A 21,132-nucleotide genomic window follows, 5' to 3' on the forward strand; every position below is an offset into this window, starting at 1 on the left:
ACGAACTGAAGTTCGGAAGCACTTTGCCGATCCTCAAAACAGCTCCATCTGCCCGCCCGGATCACGCGGCCGGCGAAACGCCTCCGCACTCACCTCCGGCCTTCGTTGCAGCATGCCAGCGCGCCTGAGCGAGACCTTGAAAAGCGCCGCCGTTTGCTCCGACCACACGCCCACGCCTTTGAGCCGTTTGCCAAACTCGCCGTGCGACAGGGTGCCGCCCTGCGTCTCCTCGATGCGGCTGAGGATCTTGTCCTTCATGCCGGGAAAGTTCTGCTCCAGCCAGGTGCGAAAGACATCCTTCACGGCAAAGGGCAGGCGCACCACGGTGTAGCCTGCAAACTGTGCCCCCGCTGCATGCGCGGCCTCGATGAGCGCGGGGATCTCCGAGTCATTCAGTCCGGGGATGATCGGCGCGGTCGCCACTCCCACGGGCACCCCGGCCTCGTGCAGAGTGCGTATGGCCTCCAGCCGCATCTTCGGCGCTGACGCGCGCGGCTCCAGCTTGTGTGCGAGCTCCGGTTTGAGCGTGGTGATCGATATGTAAACCGCCGTTGCCTTGTGCTGCGCCAGCTCGGCCAGCAAGTCCACATCCCGCGTGATGAGGTGGTTCTTGGTGATGAGCACCACGGGGTGGCGGCACTCGGCCAGCACCTCCAGGCAGCCGCGGGTGATGCGCAGCTTTTTCTCGATAGGCTGGTAGCAGTCCGTGACGCCGCTGAGCGAGAGGGTCACCGGTTTGTAGGAGGGCTTCAGCAGCTCGGCGCGCAGCAGGGCAGGGGCGTTCTCCTTGACCATGATGCGGGACTCGAAATCGACCCCGGCGGAGAAGCCCAGGTACTCATGCGTGGGCCGTGCGTAGCAGTAGGCGCAGCCGTGCTCGCAGCCGCGGTAGGGGTTCAGGCTGGCCTCAAAGGGCAGGTCGGGGCTGCTGTGCCGCGCGATGATGCTGGAGGAATGATCGCGCAGAAACTTGGTGGCGACTTTCTCCGGTGCCTCGCCCGGATCATAGTCCACATGCAGCTCCGCGAAACGCTGGTCCGGATTCAGCGCCGCGCCGCGTCCATGAATGCCGGGTCCAGGTGCGGGCGTCTGCATGACACCAAGTCCCTCGTGGGGGTTAGGCGGCCACCTCGGTGGGAAGCGGGCCGGGCGCCTGGATCGGGGCGCCGGAGCGCCGCGCCAGAAACTCCTCTGCCAGCGCCCGGTAGGCCTGCGCTCCGCGACCGGAAGGCTCGTACTCGATGATGCTTTTGCCAAAGCTGGGCGCCTCGCCGAGGCGCACGGTGCGCGGGATCAGCGTCTGGTAGCAGGTTTCGGCAAAGTAGTTGCGCACGTCATTGACCACCTGGTTTGCCAGATTGGCGCGGCTGTCATACATCGTCATGACGATGCCCTCCAGCAGCAGGTTCGGGTTCGCCCCGCACTCGCGGATCTGCTGCACCACGTTCACGATCTTGGAAAGGCCTTCCAGCCCGAAGTACTCGCACTGGATGGGCACCAGCAGCTCATCCGCCGCCGCCAAGGCACCGGTCATGAGCACCCCGAGGGAGGGCGGGGTGTCCAGAATCGCGTAGTCGAAATGCCCGGAATCGCGCAGCGGAGCCAGCACGTCGCGCAGGCGCGCCATGTGGTTGCCCGCCTGCGCCAGCTCGATTTCACACCCGGCCAGCTCCTGGTGGGAGCGGATGATGGAAAGATTGGGCAGACGCGTGCTGCGGATGGCCTGGCGTGGGTCGGTGCCCTCCACCAGGGCGGAGTACAGGCTGCCGCCGTCTTCCTGGGCCAGTCCCAGCCCGCTGGTGGCGTTTGCCTGGGGATCGAGGTCCACCAGCAGCACCCTTACTCCTTTTTGGGTAAGGCATGCGGCGAGGTTCAAAGCGGTCGTCGTTTTACCGACACCGCCTTTCTGGTTGGAAATGGCGACAATCCTCATAGTTACTTGGCGCTGGACTTTGCAGATAAACCATGGGAGACGCCAGCACGAAATGGAAATCACAGAGAAATGGCTCGGAGAAATTGGCGGCTGGCAGGTGATGAAGGCCGCCCGCTCCTTGGTGGACGCAGGTCTGGCCGCCGTGACCAGCAGCAGCGACGGCCTGATCCGGGGCACGGCAGGCTCAGGAAAAATGAAATTCACCACCGGCCTGCGCATCCGCACCTCCTCCGATGTGGAAAATCTCTGCACCTGCCCCCACGCCCGCCGCAGCGGCATGATGTGCGAGCACGCCCTCGCTGTGGCACTCGCCCACGTCCGCGAGCAAAGCGGGGGCGGCAGGCCACGTTCCGGCGGACCAGGCAGTGCAGCAACGGCTTTAGCCAGCACCGGGGCGCGCGGCGCTACGACTGCTGGCGGCCCCCCCGCACCTGCCAAAGCCAGTGCTCCCATTCTCCAGCCCCTCCAGGTCTCCGGCCGCTACGCCATCTACCTCCCGGACACCCTCCTCCAGAGCCAGCTCCGCGAACCCGTGGGCGTCTTCATCAAATTTGAGGCTGGAGGCGAAAGCGAAACCTCCCGCCTCGCCGCCTGGCTCTTCTCCCAGGGGATCAAGCAGCCCCAGACCCTGCCCATATCGCTGAGGGGGGACAGCGTGAACACCTTCCTGCAGACCCTGGCCGAGCACCCCCGCGTGTTCATCGGCAGGCCGAATGGCAAAGAGCGCCCCCTCCATGTGGCTCCGGAGCTCGTCCGCCTGCCCCTTGTCGTCGAGATGGCCGACTCCCAAAACGTCCGTCTCCGCCTCGAGGGCGGTCAGCAGCGCCACGTGCTCGGTGCTTGGTGGCTCTGTCTGGAGACCGCCTCCCTTTTCCGCCATCTGGCAGACAGCCCCGCCCTCACCACCCTCGCCTCAGACCTCAGCCGTGGCCCTGTCACCCGCCCGCTGCGCTGGCTGGCAGAGCAGGGGGAGGCTCTCGGCGAGTGCTTCCAGATGGAGCTGCGCGGTGCCGGGCTCGAGAAATTCCACGTCGCCCCGGTCCCCTGCGAGTTCGAAATCCAGCTCGACGGCTCCCTCCAAGTCGTCGATGCCAAGGTCACCGCCCGCTACGCCACCCACCGATGGCCCGTGCGCCTCGGCGAGCCTCCTGCTTCTCTCTTTCCCATTCAGGACGAATCCAACATTTTTGTTTTTTACGCGCAGAACGTGGATGGCGAAATCCGTCTTCTCCGCCGTCTGGAAAGCCTTGGCTTCAAGCCTGAGGGCTCCCTCTGGCGTCTCCAGGGCAGCGAAAACGTCCTCCGCTTTTACGCCTCAGAGCTTGCTCTGCTCCGCCAAGTCGCCACCCTTGCCGAGGGGGAGCGCTGGCGCTCCGCCACGCGCGGCATCCAGCGCATCGCCCCCAAGACCCGCTTTGTCCCTCCCCCCGCTCAGGCAGAAGGCGGGCGCGCAGGTGGCGGCGACTGGCTCAGCATGGAGCTCGCCTACGAGTCTGCCGATGGCTTCCGCCTCCCCCGCGCCGAGGTCCTCCGACTCGTCCGCTCCGGCCAGAAATCGGTCCAAGGGGCCAATGGGAAGCGCTACATCCTCGATGTCGCTGCGGTGGATGATCTGGAGGAATCCCTGCGTGATGTCCCGCTAGAACTCACCCCCCATGGGGCACGGGTTCACGGAGCCCACGCCTCGTACTTCGGCCATGCAGACGTGGATCAAAGTAACGACATAAAAGTTACCACGGACGAAATTGGTTCCGAGATCGGTCCGCTCGCGGCCATGCTCCGCCCCTACCAGATGGAAGGCGTCTGCTGGATGACCTCCCGCGTGCTCCGTGGCCGGGGCGGCATCCTTGCAGACGAGATGGGTCTCGGCAAGACCGTGCAGAGCATCGCCGTCGCTCTCTTTTTCAAACAGCGCAAAGGCCCCCAGGGCGGCCCCGTCATGGTCGTCTGCCCCAAGTCCCTGCTCGCCAACTGGCAGTCCGAATTCGAGCGCTTTGCCCCCTCCCTCAAAGTGCTACTTGTGCAGGGTTCCGGGCGCGAAAAGGCCCTGAATTCCATCTCTGATTTTGACGTGATATTGACCTCTTATCAATTGATCATCAGAGATATTAAACATTACCAAACTATTCAGTTTGGTTTGGTTCTTTTGGATGAGGCGAGTTTCATCAAAAACCCCGACACCGATGCCGCCAAGACCCTCCGCAGCCTCCGATCCACCGGGCGGATCGCCCTCACCGGCACCCCCTTGGAAAACGGCGTGCGCGATCTCTGGTCCATCTTCCAGTTCACCCTCCCCGGCTACCTCGGCAATCAGAGCTCCTTCAAAGAGCGCTTCGAGACCCCCATCCAGTCCGGGCTGGACCTCCCCGCCGGGCGCGCCGCCGCCCTCCGCCTGCAAAAGCTCACACAACCCTTCTTCCTCCGCCGCACCAAGCGCCAGGTGCTCAAGGACCTGCCGGAAAAGATCGAGCAGATCCTCTGGTGCACCCCCAGCTCCGTGCAGAGCGAGTTTTACCGCAAGATCCTCGAAGAAGGCCGGGAGGAGATCAAGGCTGCCCGCCGCCGCTCCGGCCAGGGCGGGGCCAAGATGACCATGTTCACCGTCCTCCTGCGCCTCCGCCAGGTCTGCTGCGACCTCCGCCTCACCGGCGTGCAGTCGGACGTGCTCAAAGGCCTCGACCAGGATGACCTCTCCGGCAAATGGCCCGCCCTTCTGGGCCAGATCCAGTCCGTGCTCGAGTCCGGCGGCAAGCTCCTCGTCTTCAGCCAGTTCGTGCAGTTCCTGCGCCTCATGCGCGAACACCTGCGGGCCGAAAAGCTCGACCACGCTTATCTCGACGGCAGCAGCCAGGACCGCCCCGAGCAGGTGGCCCGCTTCCAGAAAGACTCCGCCTGCCGCATCTTCCTCATCAGCCTCAAGGCCGGCGGCTACGGCCTCAACCTCACCGCCGCCGACAACGTCATCCTCGCCGATCCCTGGTGGAACCCTGCCGTGGAATCCCAGGCCATCGACCGCGCCCACCGCATCGGCCAGCAGAAAGTCGTGAATGCCTACCGCCTCGCCATCCGTGGCACCGTGGAGGAGCGAATCCTCAAACTCCAGGCCCAAAAACGCGGCCTCGTGGAGGCCGCCCTCAATGATCAGACGCCGATGATGGAGGGGCTGACCGAGGGCGATCTCGAAGAACTGATCGGCCATTAAAACGAATGTCCAAATTCGTTCATCTCAGCCTGTTTCCAGCATGAAGTTGGAGGTTCGCTTTACCTCCCCAGCTTCTCCTTCAAAAACGAAAACAGGTTCGGGTACTTCATGTGCCCGTAGTCGTTGTTGTAGTTGATCTCGTGCTCGATCCCCACCGCCTTCAGCTTGTCCGCGATCCCCGCACCGAAGTTGCCGGAATGCACCGGGTCTTTGGCCGGCGGTTTGCCCAGGTCTGGAGCGCTGTCGTAAAACAGCAGCACCGGCGGGTCATCCACACTCGCCAGCGCGTAGGGTGAGAAGCGCTCGATCCACGGCATCAGGCTGTCCCGCTTCTCCAGAAACTCCTGCATGCTCCCCAGTCCAAATGCGTGATTGCCGTATTGGAGATTGGGGATCCACGCCAGCATCTGCTTCGGGTCCAGCGACGTCTGTGGTACAAAGGCCAGTACACAGCTCAGCCGCGTGGACTCATGCGCGATGGGATCGGCGCTCTTCGCGTCCGCCATATCTGGCGAGAAGCCCAGCCACAGCACCGTGAAGCCGCCCGCCGAGCCGCCGCAGCCGCCCACCCGCTTCTTGTCAAAGTGCCACTCCGCCGCCTTGCTGCGCACAAACTGCAGCGCCCGCGCGCAGTCGTCCAGGCAGGCCTTCACCGGCGGCGTGATGCCCTGCGCCTGCGCATCCGGGATGAAGCGGTAGTTGATCGACGCCACCGAGATGCCGTCATCCAGACACTGCTTGAGAAAGTCCGGGTTCGCCTTGTCGCCCGTCATCCACCCGCCGCCATGCACAAAGAAGAGCAGGGGAGTAGCACCACCGTCCGCCGCCTTCGCCTGGTAAAAGTCCAGCACCTGCTTCGCATGCTTCCCATAGGGCACATTCGCGTGGGTGGGAGCCGGCGTCTGGGCAAAGGCAGTGGCACCTGCCAGCAGGCAGAGCGTGGCAACGATGGGGAGGGGGGAGACCATAGGAAAACAAGGGTATCACTTCAACGCATGGGACTCAATGCCCGGCCTCGCGTATGTGAGGTTTTGGAACCTCAACAATCGATGGCTCGGCAATCCGTCAATCCATGCGCTGGTGCGCATCAAGTGCCTGCCCGATTGACGATTGCCGAACAGGGATTGTTTCTTTCAGAAGTGGGGATCCGCCCAGCTACACCTCCAGCTGAATCCCCAGCTCAATGACCTGCCGCGGCGGCAGGTCGAAATATCCGGTGGCTGGGCGGCTCATGCGGGAGAGGGTGACGAAGAGCTTCTTCCGCCACGCCGCCATCTTGCCGGGGCCGTTGGTCAGCAGCACCTCGCGGCTCTGGTAGAAGGTGATGCCGTTGCGCTTCACCTTGGTCTTTTCGCTCAGCGCAGCGCAGAGGTCGTTGAACACATCCGGCGGCTCGGCAAAGCCGTACAGCAGCACCACGCGGTAAAACTCTTCGTGGTATTCGCTGATCTCGTGGCGCGATTCTTTGCAGACGTATGGCACGTCCGCAAACTTCACGCTCAGCAGCACCACCTGCTTGTGCAGCGCCTTGTTGTGCTTCAGGTGGTGCAGCAGCGCCAGCGGCAGGCCATCTGCGCTGGCAGACATGAAGACGGCGGTGCCGGGCACGCGGATGATGCGGTCTCGTTTGATTTCATCGACCAGATGCACCACCGGCAGGCGGCCGCGCTGCATGGCCTGGAAGAGGATGGCGCGCCCGTCCGTCCAGGTCTTCATGATGACCCAGATGCATGCTGCGACGGCCAGCGGGAACCACGCGCCCTGCATGAATTTGATCAGGCTGCCGGAGACGTACCCCAGCTCGATGCAGGTAAAGACCAGCACCGGCAGAAAGGCCTTCCAGAACGACCAGCCCCAGATGCGGCGGGCCACAAAGTAGAACAGGACGCTGGTGAGAAACATCTCCATGGACACCGAGAGTCCGTACGCGGAGGCCAGATTGCTGGAGGTCTCAAAGCCGATCACCAGCGCGATGCAGGCCACCATGAGGAGGAAATTCACCTGCGGCATGTAGATCTGCCCACGCACATCCGGATTGGTGTGGATGATCTTCAGGCGCGGCAGGTAGCCCAGCTGCACCGCCTGCTGCGTGAGCGAGTAAACGCCGGTGATCATGGCCTGAGAGGCGATGATGGTGGCTGCCGTGGCCAGGATGATCATGGGCACCAGCAGCGGCTGCGGCACCAGCCTGAAGAAGGGATGCTCCAGCGCGGCGGGATCGCTGATGACCAAAGCCCCCTGGCCGAGGTAGTTGAGAATGAGGGACGGATAGACCAGGATGAACCAGGCGCGCTTCAGCGGTTTGGCGCCAAAGTGGCCGATGTCGGCATACAGCGCCTCACAGCCTGTCACCGCCAGCAGCACCATGCCCATGATGACGATGCCGTGGCTGCCATGGTGCATGAGGTAGTACAGGCCCCAGTGCGGAGACAAGGCCGCAATGACCTCCGGATGCTGGATGTAACGGTAAAACCCCATCCCGGCCAGCGCGCTGAACCACAGGATCATGATCGGGCCAAACGCCACGCCAATCCGCGCCGTGCCATGCTTCTGCACCATGAACAGTCCAAAAATGATCGCCACGGAGATGTACACGATCACGTGCTGCGGCAGCCCGGCGCTGATCTGCTTGATCCCCTCCACGGCTGAAAGCACCGAAATGGCCGGTGTGATCATGCCGTCCCCGTACAGCAGCGCGGCACCAAAGAGCACCACCAGCACCACAAAGGCCGTGGACTTGGGTGTGAGCGCCTCTTTTTGGGAGCGCAGCAGGGACAGCAGGGCAAACATCCCCCCTTCTCCCTGGGCCGTGGCATGGCTGAGCAGGCCCAGGTATTTGACCGAGACCATGAGCGTGAGCGACCAGAACATGAGCGAGATCGGCCCATAGATCATGTCCACCCCGTCCCGACCTGGCACGTAACCCGCATGCGTGAGGCATTCCCTCAGCGCATAAAGAGGACTGGTACCGATGTCCCCGAATACCACACCCAAAGCGACAAGGGCCAGGGTCCAACTGTTTGAGTTTTTGTGTTCTGACATGAGGAATCTTCAGGACACTCCCGAAGCCCTGTTTGAATCAGGGACTGCTGCTGATACCCAGCGGCAGGCCGTATGCAAGGGACACTTCCGCGCAGAATCCTGCGCATATGAACAGGCCTTGGGGCTTAGGGAACCTTCAGTTTGCCGATCTCCTCGGCCGTCAGCGCCCGGTCAAACACCGCGATTTCATCCAGCCTCCCCTCCCAGTTCGAGTCACTGTCACTGCGCCCGCCAAAGAAGCAGTCCGCAGCGGGCTGTGTGCTTGCGAGGTGTGCCTCTGTCTCAAACTCGAGCGCGCCATTGAGGTAGGCACGCACCTTGCCCCCGTCTCGCACCAGCACCAGGTGCTGCCACTGCCAGCGTGGGATCTCCGTTTTGCCAGCGGTCAGGTTTTTGGGGTCGGTGCCGGTGAAGTAGATCAGCCTGCCCGTGCTGCCGCTTTTTCCGCCGATGCCCAGGTGCTCTCCCGAGACGCCCAGCCCGTGGTCATCCCCACGGGAAAACAGCCAGCCGCTGGTGTCACGGCCCTCGTTCGGCATGCCGTTCCAAAACCACAGGGAGACGGAATACCGGCTGCCCAGCTCTGCCAAGTGCGAGCGGATGCGCGCACCCACCAGATGCGGAGCGCGGTTGGTGGCTCCTTCCGCGCAGAAGCCTGCGGACTTCGGCCCTTCAAGATAGTAGGCTACGTCCCGCTCATACACCGCGTCTTTGCCGTGGGGGCTCGCGTCTGCAGCCACCGGGCCGGTGAACTCATTCAGCCGCCAGTAGGCCGCCGGTTTCAGCGCCAGCACCGCCTGGGTGGCCTTTCCAGCGGGCAGCCTCCACAGCCTGCGCTGCTGGCCTGTGACTTTTTCCAGTGCCGCGATGGCTGCACCTGCGATCTTGGGCTCTGCATTCACCTCCAGCCCGGCGGAGCGCGCCGCCCAGGTGTTGTAGCCGCCCCAGGCATGCATTTCCGGCGGCGGGATGTAGCCGTCCCCGCCATTCGCCAGCTCGATCACCATCGTGCGGGGCAGGGGACTCGCCGCCTTGATCTTCAGCCCTGTGATGGCGTAGGTCTCATTCGGTGTGGTGGCGATGCCGATGTCTCCGAGCCGCAGCGCCTGCACCACGATCTCCGTCTGCTGCCGCTCATGCAGGAGGATCTGCTCCCGTGCATAGACCTCCGTCTGCGTTTTTGCCAGCCGGTCCCCCATCTCAGCCACCACACGCTGCGCCCATTCGAGCCGCTGCTTGTCCGGGGTGCGGTATTGCAGCGTCATGCGCGTCTCTGTCATGGCGATGCTGGCAGGCTCCTCATACTTGATGCCGTCATACGCCTTCATCGCGATGTCGAGCAGCCCGTTCGTGTATTCATCGATGGTGGGCTTGGGCCGGTCCTTTTCAGGCACGGTGTAATCGACGCGGTAGATGTCCCCGCTGCAGCCGTGAGACATGATGCCCACCATTTTTCCCTGCGGGTCGATGCGCTGCTTCAGGCCGTCTGAAAACAGGCCGAAGTAATCTGCGCTGATGTCCTTGTCGCCAAAGTAGTGCATCGAAAAATTCGCCAGCACCGCCAGCGGTTTGCCCTCCTTCGTCTGGATCGAGATCAGGGAAAGGTCCGGATCCTCCGGTCCCGACTCGCCCGTCACATTATCCCAGTTGCTCCCGGCATGCATGTTGGCCCGCACGGACTTGTTTCCAAAGGGATCTTCCACCACGCGGTCCGGCCGGCGAATCCACTGCCGTAGCGCCGTGAACTCCGCCGCATTCGCTTTGGCAAAGCCGATGCGCGCAGGCACCATCGCCGCCTGCGCCGCCGCGATGGCCTCCACCAGCTTCTCCTTCAGAAAGGGCGTGTAGCTCGGGTCCGCCTCCGTGCCCAGGCAGCCCATGGAAGCCGGCGCTGAGTGCGCGTGCGTGGCGGAGATGAGCATGCGCTCCGCCGGGATGCCCGTCTTGGCGGCGGCCATTTTCTTCGCATCATCCAACACCTCGCGGCTCATCATGCAGCTGTCCGCCACCACGATGGCGATCTCCGTCTTGCCATCGCTGGCCACGATGGCCCGTGCATTCACCCGCGTGTTGATCTTGTCCACGTAGCGGCTCAGCATGCCGCCATTGACCAGCACCGGAAGCTTCGGCGGAGTGATGTCGATGACAGCCGCTCCCGCTTTGAATTCAGCATGGAGAGGTCCGGCGAGCAGCAGGGCGGCGAGGGGGAGAAGTAGGCGCGTCATGGTGCGTGTGAGTACGGCGCCGGAAGCGGTGCTTATTGTGCCCACTTCGCCGCCTTTTGTGATCTCCCGCCTCCATCTGCGGGCACCTCACTTCGTCATCTGCAGATAAGCCGCCGCGTAGCGTTTGCCCAGTTCACGGTAGGCCGCTGAGTCAAAGTGCACCTTGTCACCCTTGTGGTTCAGGCCCTCCGCCGTCACAAAGGCCGTGCGGGGGGCTGACTTCGGCAGGTCTTGGTGGGCCTTGTCCACCAGCACTTTCTCTGGCGACCACGGCACACCGTCAAACTTGCCCATCTGTCCGGCGATGAAGGGCACCTCCGGTGCCTTGACCAGCTCGCGCAGGCGGTTGATCAGGTCGTGCAGCTTTTCGCCGTACGCCGTCGCCAGCTCCGCCGTGGAGTCGCTCTCACCCTGATGCCACAGGATGCCCTTCAGCGTGCCCGCAGGCAGCGCCGTCTCCACACGCTTCACCATGTCATCCCATGGGTGGCTCTTCGTCGGCGGGTAAAAGACACCGGGCTTCCATGCATCAATCGGCGATCCACCCACCGCGCAGGGGATCAGCCCGATCGTCACGCCCGGATTCGCCTCGGCGACGATCTGGCCAAACGTCTTGCCCAGGCCCACGCCCGCTGCGGGTTTGTCAAAATGCATCGGGTCCATCGCAGGCACCCACTGGCCCTCCTTGCTCAGCATGAGCACACGTGGATTGACCACCTTGTCCTGCTCCTCCACCACCCCACGCCCGGCCATGTTGGACTGGCCCACGAGCAGGAAAAGGTAAAACTTGTCCTTGGCGGGAAGTGGAGCGTCAGCCGCAGAGGCGAAGACAGAGAAAAAGAAAGCCAGCAGGCAGATGAGGGGGCGGATCATAGTTGGGAAAGTTAAAAAGGAACGCCCGCGCGCACCTCTTTTTGCAGTGTTTCTAAAAGGTGCAGAGCCCGCTTCACCGCCTGGCCGTTTCACCCTTTCATCCTTATCACTTCAGCGTCTTCCGCAGCCACTCAATCATCTGCTTCTGATAATCCGACCCCAGCTTCTCCCAGCCGCCCATGCCATGGATGCCTCCAGGCACGACGATGGTCTCACAGCTGTTCCCCGCCGCTTTCATCTTTGCCTCAAAGTTCACGCTCTGCGACAGAGGCACCGTCTCGTCCTTGTCGCCATGGAGTTGCAGAAAAGGCGGCAGCCCGCCCTGGATGTGGTTCAGCGGCGAAATGTCCGCCAGCTTCTTCCACGCCGCGTCATTGAGTTCCTCCGTGCCGATGAGCCCGCCGAGGCCGCCCAGCGCTTTGCGCCTTTGCACCTGCACAGCCAGATCATGCGGCGCGTAAAACGGCACCACCGCCGCCACGCGCGTGTCGCCTTTGCCCGTGACTCCCGCCCATGACACGAGATGCCCCCCAGCAGACTCTCCGATGAGCGCGATGCGGCTCACATCCACCTTGTACTCCGCCGCATGCGCCTTCACCCACTTGATCGCGCTCGCCACATCATCCGCGCAGGCCGGCCACTGATGCTGTGGTGCGAGGCGGTAATTGATGGTGAACCACGTGAAGCCCGCCTTGGAGAGCGGCTCAAACAGCGGCTTGATGAACGAATGCTTGTCCCCCTTGGTGAAGCCGCCGCCATGCACGAGGATGCACGTCAGAAACGGCCCCTCGCCCTCCGGCACAAACGCATCCAGCGTCAGCGAGACATCCCCGGCCTTCGCGAATTCAATGTCCTGCTTCAATCCCGGCAGGGTGAAGGGTTTGTCGGCGGCGGGTAGGGCGGAGATGGCGAAGAAGCTGAAGAGCAGAAGCGGTTTCATGGTCGATACAACGGACCAATCGGTTCAGCTTTGCAAGCTGTTGGACAGATGGTTTTTGGCAGCAAGCAGTTTAAATGTTAGATTCGTCCATTATGACATTGCCGATTGTGATGGCCTCAATGGCTCTTTGTTTCGCCTGCCTGGCTGTTTCCTGCACGGAGGAAAAAAGCAGGTTTGAGTGGGCGTGCTTGCAGCAGATGGAGGCCCAGGAGAGATCGAATCACTCGGATGAAGCATTGATCTTTAAGAGTCTTCGTGATGTTGAAATGGTGGGTGTCAGGTCATCTCCGCGCATTTGGGTTTTGTTGAATCCAACCACTGAACCCTATTACAAACAGATGCCCAGCGTCGGGGATTATCGGCTATCCAAGGAGCAAATGGAAATCATAAGGCTGCGGTCAGGCATCTCATCCACGGTCCTGGCGGTGTTTGACAGTCATCGTGAGGAGCCCGAGTTCGCTCGTTAACTCTTTTGAGCATAGGGGCTGATGCAAGCTCTCTATGAATTTGAATTTCGATATTTGTTTCAATTTTTCCACCGCCATTGCGCTGTCTCGTTCGAATGCTCTATTAAAAGCATGAAACAGCAGCGTGTCTTGATACTCGGAGGCGGCTTTGCCGGGCTGGAATGTGCCAAAGGATTTCCCGAAGAACGCTTCTCCGTCACCTTGGTGGACCGCTGGAATCACCACCTCTTTCAGCCGCTGCTCTACCAGGTGGCCACCGGAGGCCTCGCCATGACCGACATCGCGCAGCCGCTTCGCTCCATTCTCTCCGATTATAAAAACGTCACCACCTTGATGGACGAGGTGCAACGCATTGATCTCGATGCCAGGCAGGTTCACCTGAAGGAGCAGGTGCTGGAATACGACTACCTCGTCATCGCCCTCGGTGCGAAGACCGGCTACTTCGGCCACAACGAATGGGCCGCGCACACGCTCGGGCTCAAGAGCCTGGATGATGCCATGAAAATCCGCAAGCAGGTGCTGCTCGCCTTTGAGCAGGCCGAGTGCTCGAATGATCCTCAGACAACGGCACGCCTGCTGACGATGGTCATTGTGGGGGGCGGTCCCACCGGCGTTGAGATGGCGGGCTCACTCGCCGAACTCGCGCAGCAGGTGCTGAAGGAGGACTTCCGCCGCATCGATCCCTGCCAGGCGAAAATCCACCTCATCGAGGCCGGGCCCAAGCTCCTCGCCACTTTCCCCGGCGGCCTGCCAGACTACGCCAGCAAGCATCTGGAGTACCTCGGCGTCACCGTGCACCTGAATACCTCCGTCAAAGAAGTCGGTGCAGGCTATGTCATCACCGGCGATCAGCGCATCGAGACCGATACCGTCATCTGGGCCGCAGGTGTGGAGGCCAGCGGGATCACACGCACGCTGGCCGGCATCCCGCTGGATCGCGCAGGCCGCATCCAGGTCCAGCCAGACCTCAGTCTCCCCGGCCATCCCGAAGTCTTTGCCGCAGGCGATCTCGTGGCGCTGACCGATGCCAAAGGCGTCCGCGTGCCCGGTGTCAGCCCCGCCGCCATCCAGATGGGCCGCTTCATCGCCAGGACCATCCTCAATGAAGGCATGTCCGTGCCTCGCTCCTCCTTCACCTATCTCGACAAAGGCACCATGGCCACCATCGGCCGCAGCGCCGCCGTCGTCAGCTTTGCCGGCATGCATCTTCGCGGCATGCTCGCCTGGCTCATGTGGCTCTTCGTTCATCTCCTCTTCCTCATGGGCATGCGCAATCGCGCCATCGTCTTCCTCCACTGGGTCTGGTCCTACATCACCTGGCAGCGCGGCGCGCGGATCATCCAGCCGTGAACATGAGATGGAGCACGGAATGTATTCCGCAGCTCGCCGCCAAGGGCCAAATGCAGGATCTGATCAATCAACGGGTGTTTCATGCCTGGGCGAATCCTTCACCAGCCGCTTGCCCAGGCTCACCACGTCATCGACACCAAAACCCAGCGACTCATAGAAGGCGATCACCGCCGAATTGCTCTTCCGCACCTGCAGGTTGATCTTCGGGCAGCCTGCCTCTCGTAGCAGCTTCTCCGCATGCTCCATCATCTGCCGCGCCAGCCCCTGCCGCCGCAGGTCTGGATGCACCGCCAGGTAGTTGATCCAGCCTCGATGGCCCTCATATCCCGCCATGCAAGTGGCAACGACGCTGCCCTCAACTTCTCCCACCAGAAACCACTCCGGATTCACCTGCAGCTTTCGCGCAATGTCCGCCGCAGGAGCATTCTGCGGCACCACCAGCCCGCAGACTTCCCACAGCGCGATCACCGCCGCTTCATCAGCGGCATCAAAGGAGCGGATTTGAAAAGATTGCGTGCTCATGACCGGTGAAATCTGAACTCCTAATCATGACACATCAAACGTTGGCATGTCAGCAGATTTCAGATGCTAGCCGGGGCGATGAGGCCCACTTCCTTTTCCTCCTTCTGATGCGGCCCGCATTCCTCGTGTCCTTCTGCCTGGTGCACCCATTGACTTTTTCAAGCCGTATGTTATGTAACCACAGCGTCTTATGACACCACGCCTCTCCATCATCATATTTCATTCCGCCCGGCTGCGGCCAGGGCTCGGGATGATTATGTCATAGAGGACAGAAGTCAGATATCGCTGCTATCCCCGGGAGCCCTGAATGCCGCCAGTCTGCATCAGGGCCTTTTCATTTCCGGGGAGCAGCCGTTCCAAATTCGAACATCTGACTCTTATGAAACTCAACACGACTGACTCGGGCCGCATCCGCAACATTGGCATCGCCGCCCACATTGACGCTGGCAAAACCACGCTCACCGAACGCATTCTCTTCTACGCAGGCGCCATCCATGCCTGCGGAGACGTGCACGAAGGCAACACCACCACCGATTTCTCGGACATCGAACGCGAGAAGGGGATCACCATCTCCTCCGCCGCGGCTCCATGCTCGTGGACTCAGCAGCCCGTCGCAGGCCTCACCCGCCTCTTCGCCGGGCAGCCCCACCGCCTCAACATCATCGACACCCCCGGCCACGTCGATTTCACCGCCGAAGTCGAGCGCTCCCTCCGCGTGCTCGACGGCGCTGTCGCCGTCTTCTGTGGCGTCGGTGGCGTGCAGCCTCAAAGCGAAACCGTCTGGCGTCAGATGGATCGCTACCGCGTACCCCGCGTGGTCTTCATCAACAAGATGGACCGCCTCGGCGCGGACTTCCCCCGCGTTGTGGGCGAATTGCAGACCAAGCTCAACGCTTGCGCCTGGCCCATCCTCCTGCCTTGGGGTGCCGAATCCGCATTGCTCGGCCAGCTCGATGTCGTCGAAGCGCGCGCCCTGCGCACCCATGCAGACTCGCCCACCGGCTTCACCGTCGAATCCATTCCCTCCGAATGGCTCTCCGCCGTGGAATCCGCACGCCGCGATCTCATCCAGGCTCTCGCCAGCCTCGACGACGAAATCGCCGAGCTCTGGATCGAAAACCTCCCCGTGCCCGCGCAGGCACTTCGCACCGCGATACGTCGTCAGACCCTCGCAGGCCGCTTCGTGCCCGTGATCGGCGGCAGCGCCTATAAACACATCGGCGTCTCCGCGTTGGTCGATGCCATCGTGGACTTCCTGCCTGCACCCGAAGAAGTACAGCGCACGCAGGCCATCGATGCCCCCCTTGCCGCGCTCGCCTTCAAAATCGTGCGCCATCCGCAGGCAGGCCGCCTCGTCTATGTCCGCGTTTATTCCGGCACCCTGCAAAAAGGCACGCCGCTCCTCAATCCGCGCCTCGGCAAAACCGAGCGCTGCGGCAGGCTGCTCCGTGTCTTCGCAAACCGACGCGATGAACTCGAAACCGTCCAGGCAGGCGACATCTGCGCCGTCACCGGACTGAACAACTTCAGCACAGGCGATACCCTGTGTCTGGTAGATCATGCCATCATGCTTGAGCCGCCCGTGTTCCCCGAACCCGTCGTCAGCATGGCCATCGAGCCCGCGAAGTCCGCTGACCAGTCACGTCTGGCTACGGCCCTCTCACGCCTGAGCGATGAAGACCCCACCTTCCGCGTCCGCACCCATGAGGAGACCGGCCAGTGCCTCATCTCCGGCATGGGCGAGCTCCACCTCGAAGTGATCCGCGAAAAACTCCTGCGCGAGCATGGCGTCGAAACCATCGCTGGCGCACCGGAGATCGCGTGCCGTGAAACCATCACGCAGCAGGCCGAGGCCGACCATCTGCTCAAAAAGCAGAACGGCGGCTCAGGCATGTATGCGCGGGTGAAGCTCTCCGTGGAGCCTCTGGAACGCGGTGCAGGCATCGTCATCGAAGACGCCATCGTCGGCGGCAGCATCCCCTCCCAGTTCATGGGCGCGGTGCGCCGTGGCATCACCGAGGCCGCCGTGTCGGGTCCGCTCTCAGGCAGCCCGCTCGTCGATGTCCGCGTCCGCATCATTGATGGCGCTTACCACGCCAAGGACTCCAACGACCAGGCCTTCCGTATGGCCGCAGGAGACGCCCTGCGCGAAGCCCTGCGCCTCGCCGCCCCCGTGCTGCTGGAGCCCGTCATGCAGGTCGAATGCACCGTCAGCGACGAGCACCAGGGCGACATCCTCGGCGATCTCAATCGCCGCCGCGCCCGCATCACCAGCATCGACCACCACGGCACCGAAGCCGGCATCCTCGCCGAGGTCCCCCTCGCCGAAATGTTCGGCTACGCCGGAGCCATAAGGAGCCTCTCACGCGGCCGCGCCAGCTACTCCATGGTTCCTACGAGTTATGAAGTCGTCCCGGCCTCCGTGCTGCCACGCATGCTCAAAGCATAAATAAGCTCAACCACGCGGAGCCCGTCTCGGAAGAGGCGGGCTCCGTTTTGTACACCGTCAAGAGGTCAGGGAATGGCCAAACAATCAAAGCGTGCCGCCGAAGCAAAATCGTCCTCGTCCTCGATCCTTTCGCACCGCTTCACCTTGCACCTTTTCTCCATGCACTCATCTTACTTTCTCCGATCTTGCCATCCAGACCGTAGAACGTAAACTCCCGCATGGTAAATGACCTGACGGAGCCTCTAAAAAAAGCGCGTGGGCGGCAGTCTGTCGCGTCTGCCGCCATTGCAGCGGCTGGAGATGCTCCGACGCAATGCACTCATGCTGCGCGGCGGAAAATGGTCACCACCCCCAGACGAAGGAACCCTCGTTCGAAAAGTTGTTGGTCTTGCTCGCTGAGCAGGATGTTCTCTGAACAATATAAGTACTGAGAGTTGTTAAAGCAGCTGCTTCATGCTGCCATCACCAGTTCCTCCTCGCGCGCAACCAGCCAATCCATGCTATGGCGCGCAGAGTTATGCAGATAGCGTGCTTCAACTTCTTTGGCTACGTCGAGAAAAAAAGGCTGCCTAGATTGGAGTAGTAATTCCATTGTGGGTCGGCAAGATTCAGTTTGCCCCAGAATCCCGAATGCATGCGCACGTAGCAGTGGGACAATACAGCGCAAATCACCCCTTCCAGCCTGAGGGAGCAAGCTCAATGCCTCTGATGCCATTCCCTTGCGCAGTTTGCAAAGAGCAGCAGCAGATTTGAAATATTGCATGAAGCGCCGAGGCATCGTGGAGTTCAATCCATGATTAAATATTTCCTCGGATTCAGCTCGAAGCCCTGATCTCAATAGAATCATTCCCCGCATGTGATAGCCAATCCAATCTTGCGCAGAGACTGGGAAAGCAGGGAGGTCCTCAAGTGCTTCAGAGAAGCGCTTGAGCAACGCAAGAATATTCGCTCTTCCTCTTTTAGCGAAGGAGTTGTCAGGGTGTTGCAGGATGGTCGCCTCGTAGCATTCCAGCGCGTCAGAGAGCCTGTTGAGATCGCGCAGCACCTCTGCCTTGCCGGTCTTGGCAACGGCGACGTTCGGGTGTGCCAAGATGGTCTCCTCGTAGCATTCCAGCGCGTCAGAGAGCCTGTTGAGATCGCGAAGCACCTCCGCCTTACCACATTTGGCAACTGCGTCGTTCGGGTGTGCCAGGATGGTTGCCTCGTAGCATTCCAGTGCGTCAGAGAGCCTGTTGAGATCGCGTAACACCTCTGCCTTGCCGTTTTTGGCAACGGCCTCGTTCGGGTGTGCAAGGATGGTCGCCTCGTAGCATTCTAGTGCGTCAGAGAGCCTGTTGAGGTCGCGCAACACCTCCGCCTTGCCACATTTGGCAAAGGAATTGTCAGGGTGTGCCAGGATGGCCTCCTCGTAACATTCTAGTGCGTCAGAGAGTCTGTTGAGATCGCGAAGTACCTCTGCCTTTCCGTTTTTGGCGACAGCATTGTCAGGGTGTTCCTGGATGGTCATCTCGTAGCATTCCAGCGCGTCAGAGAGCCTGTTGAGATCGCGCAGCACTTCCGCTTTGCCGCATTTGGCAACGGTGTGTTTCGGGTGTTCCAAGATGGTCTCCTCGTAGCATTCCAGCGCGTCAGAGAGCCTGTTGAGATCGCGAAGCACCTCCGCTTTGCCACATTTGGCAAAGGCATTGTCAGGGTGTTCCTGGATGGTCATCTCGTAACATTCCAGCGCATCGGTGAGCTTGTTGAGATCGCGAAACACCTCTGCCTTGCCGTTTTTGGCAACGGCATTGTCTGCGTGTTCCAGGATGATCGCCTCGTAGCATTCCAGCGCGTCAGAGAGTCTGTTGAGATCGCGCAGCACTTCCGCTTTGCCGCATTTGGCAACGGTGTCGCTCGGGTGTTCCAGGATGGTCGCCTCGTAGCATTCCAGCGCGTCAGAGAGCCTGTTGAGGTCGCGCAGCACCTCTGCCTTGCCACATTTGGCAAAGGCGTTTTCAGGATGGGTTAGGAGAGTCATCTCGTAGCATTCCAGCGCGTCAGAGAGCCTGTTGAGATCGCGCAGCACCTCCGCCTTGCCGCATTTGGCAACGGAATTGTCAGGATGGGCCAGGATGGTCGCCTCGTAACATTCCAGCGCTTCGGTGGGCCTATTGAGATCGCGCAGCACTTCCGCCTTGCCGTTTTTGGCAACGGCATTGTCGGGATGATCAACGGCTGTAGTTTCGTAAACTGAAAAGGCACGCTCAAATTGGCGAAGCTGCTTGAGTGCATCCGCAAACTGGTTGTAACACTGTGGATCGTGTGGATTGGCGCGAACGGCAAGTTCGGCGAAAATCAACTGCATTTGATGCATTCCACGAGCCTTCGAGCGAATTGCAAGATCGCACAAGGACATGGCGGCAAATCTTGGATGACCCCGATCAAGTTGTTGTTTTTTCAGCAACAGCGCTGCTTGACGCGCACCCTCAGGACGAGTGCGCGCTAGTTCCATTATCGAGTCCTTCCAGCCATCCAACTCCTTCCTATAAGCGTCCAGTGCCTCTGGCGTAATTCTGGTAGCTTGGTCCTTGAAGTAAAGCTGCAAAGTCCATTTGGAGAACCATGTGTCGAGCATAGGCATTCCACAAATGGGATGCCTTCCCTTTTCAACGCTCAAAAAAAAGCCTAACGACCAATGATTGGCCCTATGCTCCACTAAACGGGCAAAAGAGCCTGCTTGAATTAGTGTGCTACGTGCGGCTTCAGGATCTAGGCCAGATGGAAAAGCCGATAACGGTACCGACGACCACGCTTCAGCCACTTCAGCTATCAAAGGTTGGCACCGGCTGAGAACTCGAAGAAAGCTTGTTAGAGCAACTGTCTTGGCTTCCGAAGCAATCGAAAGTGCTTCCTCAAGGCGTTGTGAAAACGGAAAGGGGGATGAATAGAACCGGTTTTTCGCAACTTGGATGGAGTCCTGACGAATTTCGAGAGCTTCTTCAATCTCTTCCGCAATGGACATACGACAAGAGCGCGTGAGACTCGCGTCGAAAAGTGGCAAAAATAAGGTGAATACCCGCTCTGCTGCCATGTCTGTCGCTAATCGATTCTGAATTTCTTGCGCAGACGACTCTTCAATGCAGACAAGATCATCAGCATCGGCCAACATGGCTGCCCGATCCAAATCCACCGATGAATCACCAGCAAGTGTGATCAGAGACACTGGACCAGTATCTTCGATTCTCACGGCCTCACCACGGAGGGCTGACATCACGGCTTTCATGGGACTCTTGGTGCTTCAAATATGACACCATACTGATTGAGTTTCTGTTCCACAACTTCCAATTCGGCTTGAGACGGAGGAGCTCCCCGCCAAGCGGTGACCCTCACCTGTTGGATTGATCGGATCGTTAGGGAGCCCCAAACGTGGGCCTCAATGAATACATCTTTCCTTTCGTCAGCTCCAGATCGCTGCAAGTCCGTTGGAAAAGTGCTGGGATGTAGCGTTTTGGGATGTCGCGTTTTTGCAACAGCGAGGCGACCACGTTCAAGCCAAGTTGCACGATACCCGGATGGAATTTTATAGTCGTTTCCTGCGCCGATATTGTGCCGATGCATAAACATAACTGAGTTTTCTTCTAAAACAGATGTTCTATGGGCAATCATCTCTTCGCGCAAAAGCAGGGAGCAGTCGCCGTAGTGCGGCATGCCTCGGCCATTTAAAGTCAGAGATGCAAAGCGGACGTGACGCTTGTTTTGTTCCCCAAACAAGGCCGTGTCGGCCATGGAACGAAGAGTGTCATATGCGTCTCCTCCGGCGAGCCGTAACCCAGCATCCACTCGCTGGTAGAAGGTGGCGTAGATCTCATCTTCCGAGTAGGACAACCGCTGTAACTCACCAAATGAACGACAAATCACAGCCTCACTGCTACTAACGGCTTTCTCAAAATCGCGAAGCATTGGCTCACAGCCGTCAGCCACAGCTAGCGCTATAGCTTCGTCATATCGTCTGTTTAATGCTTCAACTTCTTCCTGGCGTCGCGTTGCAGTGACGTTTGGATAAAGACAAGGGCGATAGCAGTGCGGACATCTTTCCATATCATCTCGCATTGGCTGTGTGCATTCTGGACAAGAGATGCTGCTCATAGCG

General features: G+C 60.6%; 13 protein-coding genes. 3 read left to right on the plus strand and 10 right to left on the minus strand.

Features of this window, described 5'->3' with window-relative positions; translation table 11 throughout:
• Positions 1-33: 33 nt before the first annotated feature.
• Together ACFQDI_RS18255 and ACFQDI_RS18260 are read right to left on the minus strand one after the other, a co-directional pair.
• Positions 34-1,095 carry a PA0069 family radical SAM protein gene (locus ACFQDI_RS18255; RefSeq protein WP_377169456.1) on the minus strand — a complete coding sequence of 354 codons (1,062 nt, stop codon included), beginning with the start codon at positions 1,093-1,095 and terminating at the stop codon, positions 34-36.
• 22 nt (positions 1,096-1,117) lie between these two features.
• Complete coding sequence (locus ACFQDI_RS18260) at positions 1,118-1,933, minus strand: ParA family protein (RefSeq protein WP_377169458.1); 816 nt, start codon at positions 1,931-1,933, stop codon at positions 1,118-1,120.
• 52 nt (positions 1,934-1,985) lie between these two features.
• On the opposite strand from ACFQDI_RS18260, the gene ACFQDI_RS18265 reads away from it, so the two are divergent.
• Positions 1,986-5,135 (plus strand): SNF2-related protein, encoded by a 3,150-nt coding sequence (locus tag ACFQDI_RS18265; RefSeq protein ID WP_377169460.1) that lies wholly within the window; start codon positions 1,986-1,988, stop codon positions 5,133-5,135.
• Between the two features lie 59 nt (positions 5,136-5,194).
• On the opposite strand, the gene ACFQDI_RS18270 is transcribed toward ACFQDI_RS18265, so the two are convergent.
• From ACFQDI_RS18270 to ACFQDI_RS18290, 5 genes are all read right to left on the minus strand, one after another.
• Complete coding sequence (locus tag ACFQDI_RS18270) at positions 5,195-6,103, minus strand: alpha/beta hydrolase fold domain-containing protein (RefSeq protein WP_377169462.1); 909 nt, start codon at positions 6,101-6,103, stop codon at positions 5,195-5,197.
• A 187-nt stretch (positions 6,104-6,290) separates the two neighbouring features.
• Entirely contained in the window at positions 6,291-8,177 is a 1,887-nt protein-coding gene (locus ACFQDI_RS18275) for a potassium transporter Kup (protein WP_377169464.1), read from the minus strand.
• 125 nt (positions 8,178-8,302) lie between these two features.
• On the minus strand, positions 8,303-10,402 hold the full coding sequence (locus ACFQDI_RS18280) for a LamG domain-containing protein (protein ID WP_377169466.1): 2,100 nt from the start codon (positions 10,400-10,402) through the stop codon (positions 8,303-8,305).
• Between the two features lie 87 nt (positions 10,403-10,489).
• A complete protein-coding gene (locus ACFQDI_RS18285; protein WP_377169468.1) occupies positions 10,490-11,275 on the minus strand; it encodes a sialate O-acetylesterase in 786 nt (261 codons plus the stop codon).
• 106 nt (positions 11,276-11,381) lie between these two features.
• Positions 11,382-12,215, minus strand: a complete 834-nt coding sequence (locus ACFQDI_RS18290) for an alpha/beta hydrolase (protein ID WP_377169470.1) — start codon at positions 12,213-12,215, stop codon at positions 11,382-11,384.
• A gap of 578 nt (positions 12,216-12,793) precedes the next feature.
• Here ACFQDI_RS18290 and ACFQDI_RS18295 point away from each other — a divergent pair.
• The gene (locus ACFQDI_RS18295; protein WP_377169472.1) at positions 12,794-14,032 is read left to right on the plus strand and encodes an NAD(P)/FAD-dependent oxidoreductase; all 1,239 of its coding nucleotides are present in this window, start codon (positions 12,794-12,796) and stop codon (positions 14,030-14,032) included.
• A gap of 63 nt (positions 14,033-14,095) precedes the next feature.
• On the opposite strand, the gene ACFQDI_RS18300 is transcribed toward ACFQDI_RS18295, so the two are convergent.
• Positions 14,096-14,554 (minus strand): GNAT family acetyltransferase, encoded by a 459-nt coding sequence (locus tag ACFQDI_RS18300; protein ID WP_377169474.1) that lies wholly within the window; start codon positions 14,552-14,554, stop codon positions 14,096-14,098.
• 379 nt (positions 14,555-14,933) lie between these two features.
• On the opposite strand from ACFQDI_RS18300, the gene fusA reads away from it, so the two are divergent.
• The gene (fusA, locus tag ACFQDI_RS18305) at positions 14,934-17,003 is read left to right on the plus strand and encodes an elongation factor G (protein ID WP_377169477.1); all 2,070 of its coding nucleotides are present in this window, start codon (positions 14,934-14,936) and stop codon (positions 17,001-17,003) included.
• Between the two features lie 451 nt (positions 17,004-17,454).
• Here the strand turns inward: fusA and ACFQDI_RS18310 are convergent, their stop codons facing one another.
• A complete protein-coding gene (locus tag ACFQDI_RS18310) occupies positions 17,455-20,265 on the minus strand; it encodes a tetratricopeptide repeat protein (RefSeq protein WP_377169479.1) in 2,811 nt (936 codons plus the stop codon).
• Positions 20,262-21,128: a hypothetical protein gene (locus ACFQDI_RS18315; protein WP_377169481.1), complete on the minus strand. Its 867-nt coding sequence runs from the start codon at positions 21,126-21,128 to the stop codon at positions 20,262-20,264. Before ACFQDI_RS18315 ends, ACFQDI_RS18310 begins: the two co-directional genes overlap by 4 nt.
• Positions 21,129-21,132: the final 4 nt, after the last annotated feature.

The organism is Prosthecobacter fluviatilis (assembly GCF_042655725.1).
GTDB lineage: Bacteria > Verrucomicrobiota > Verrucomicrobiia > Verrucomicrobiales > Verrucomicrobiaceae > Prosthecobacter > Prosthecobacter fluviatilis.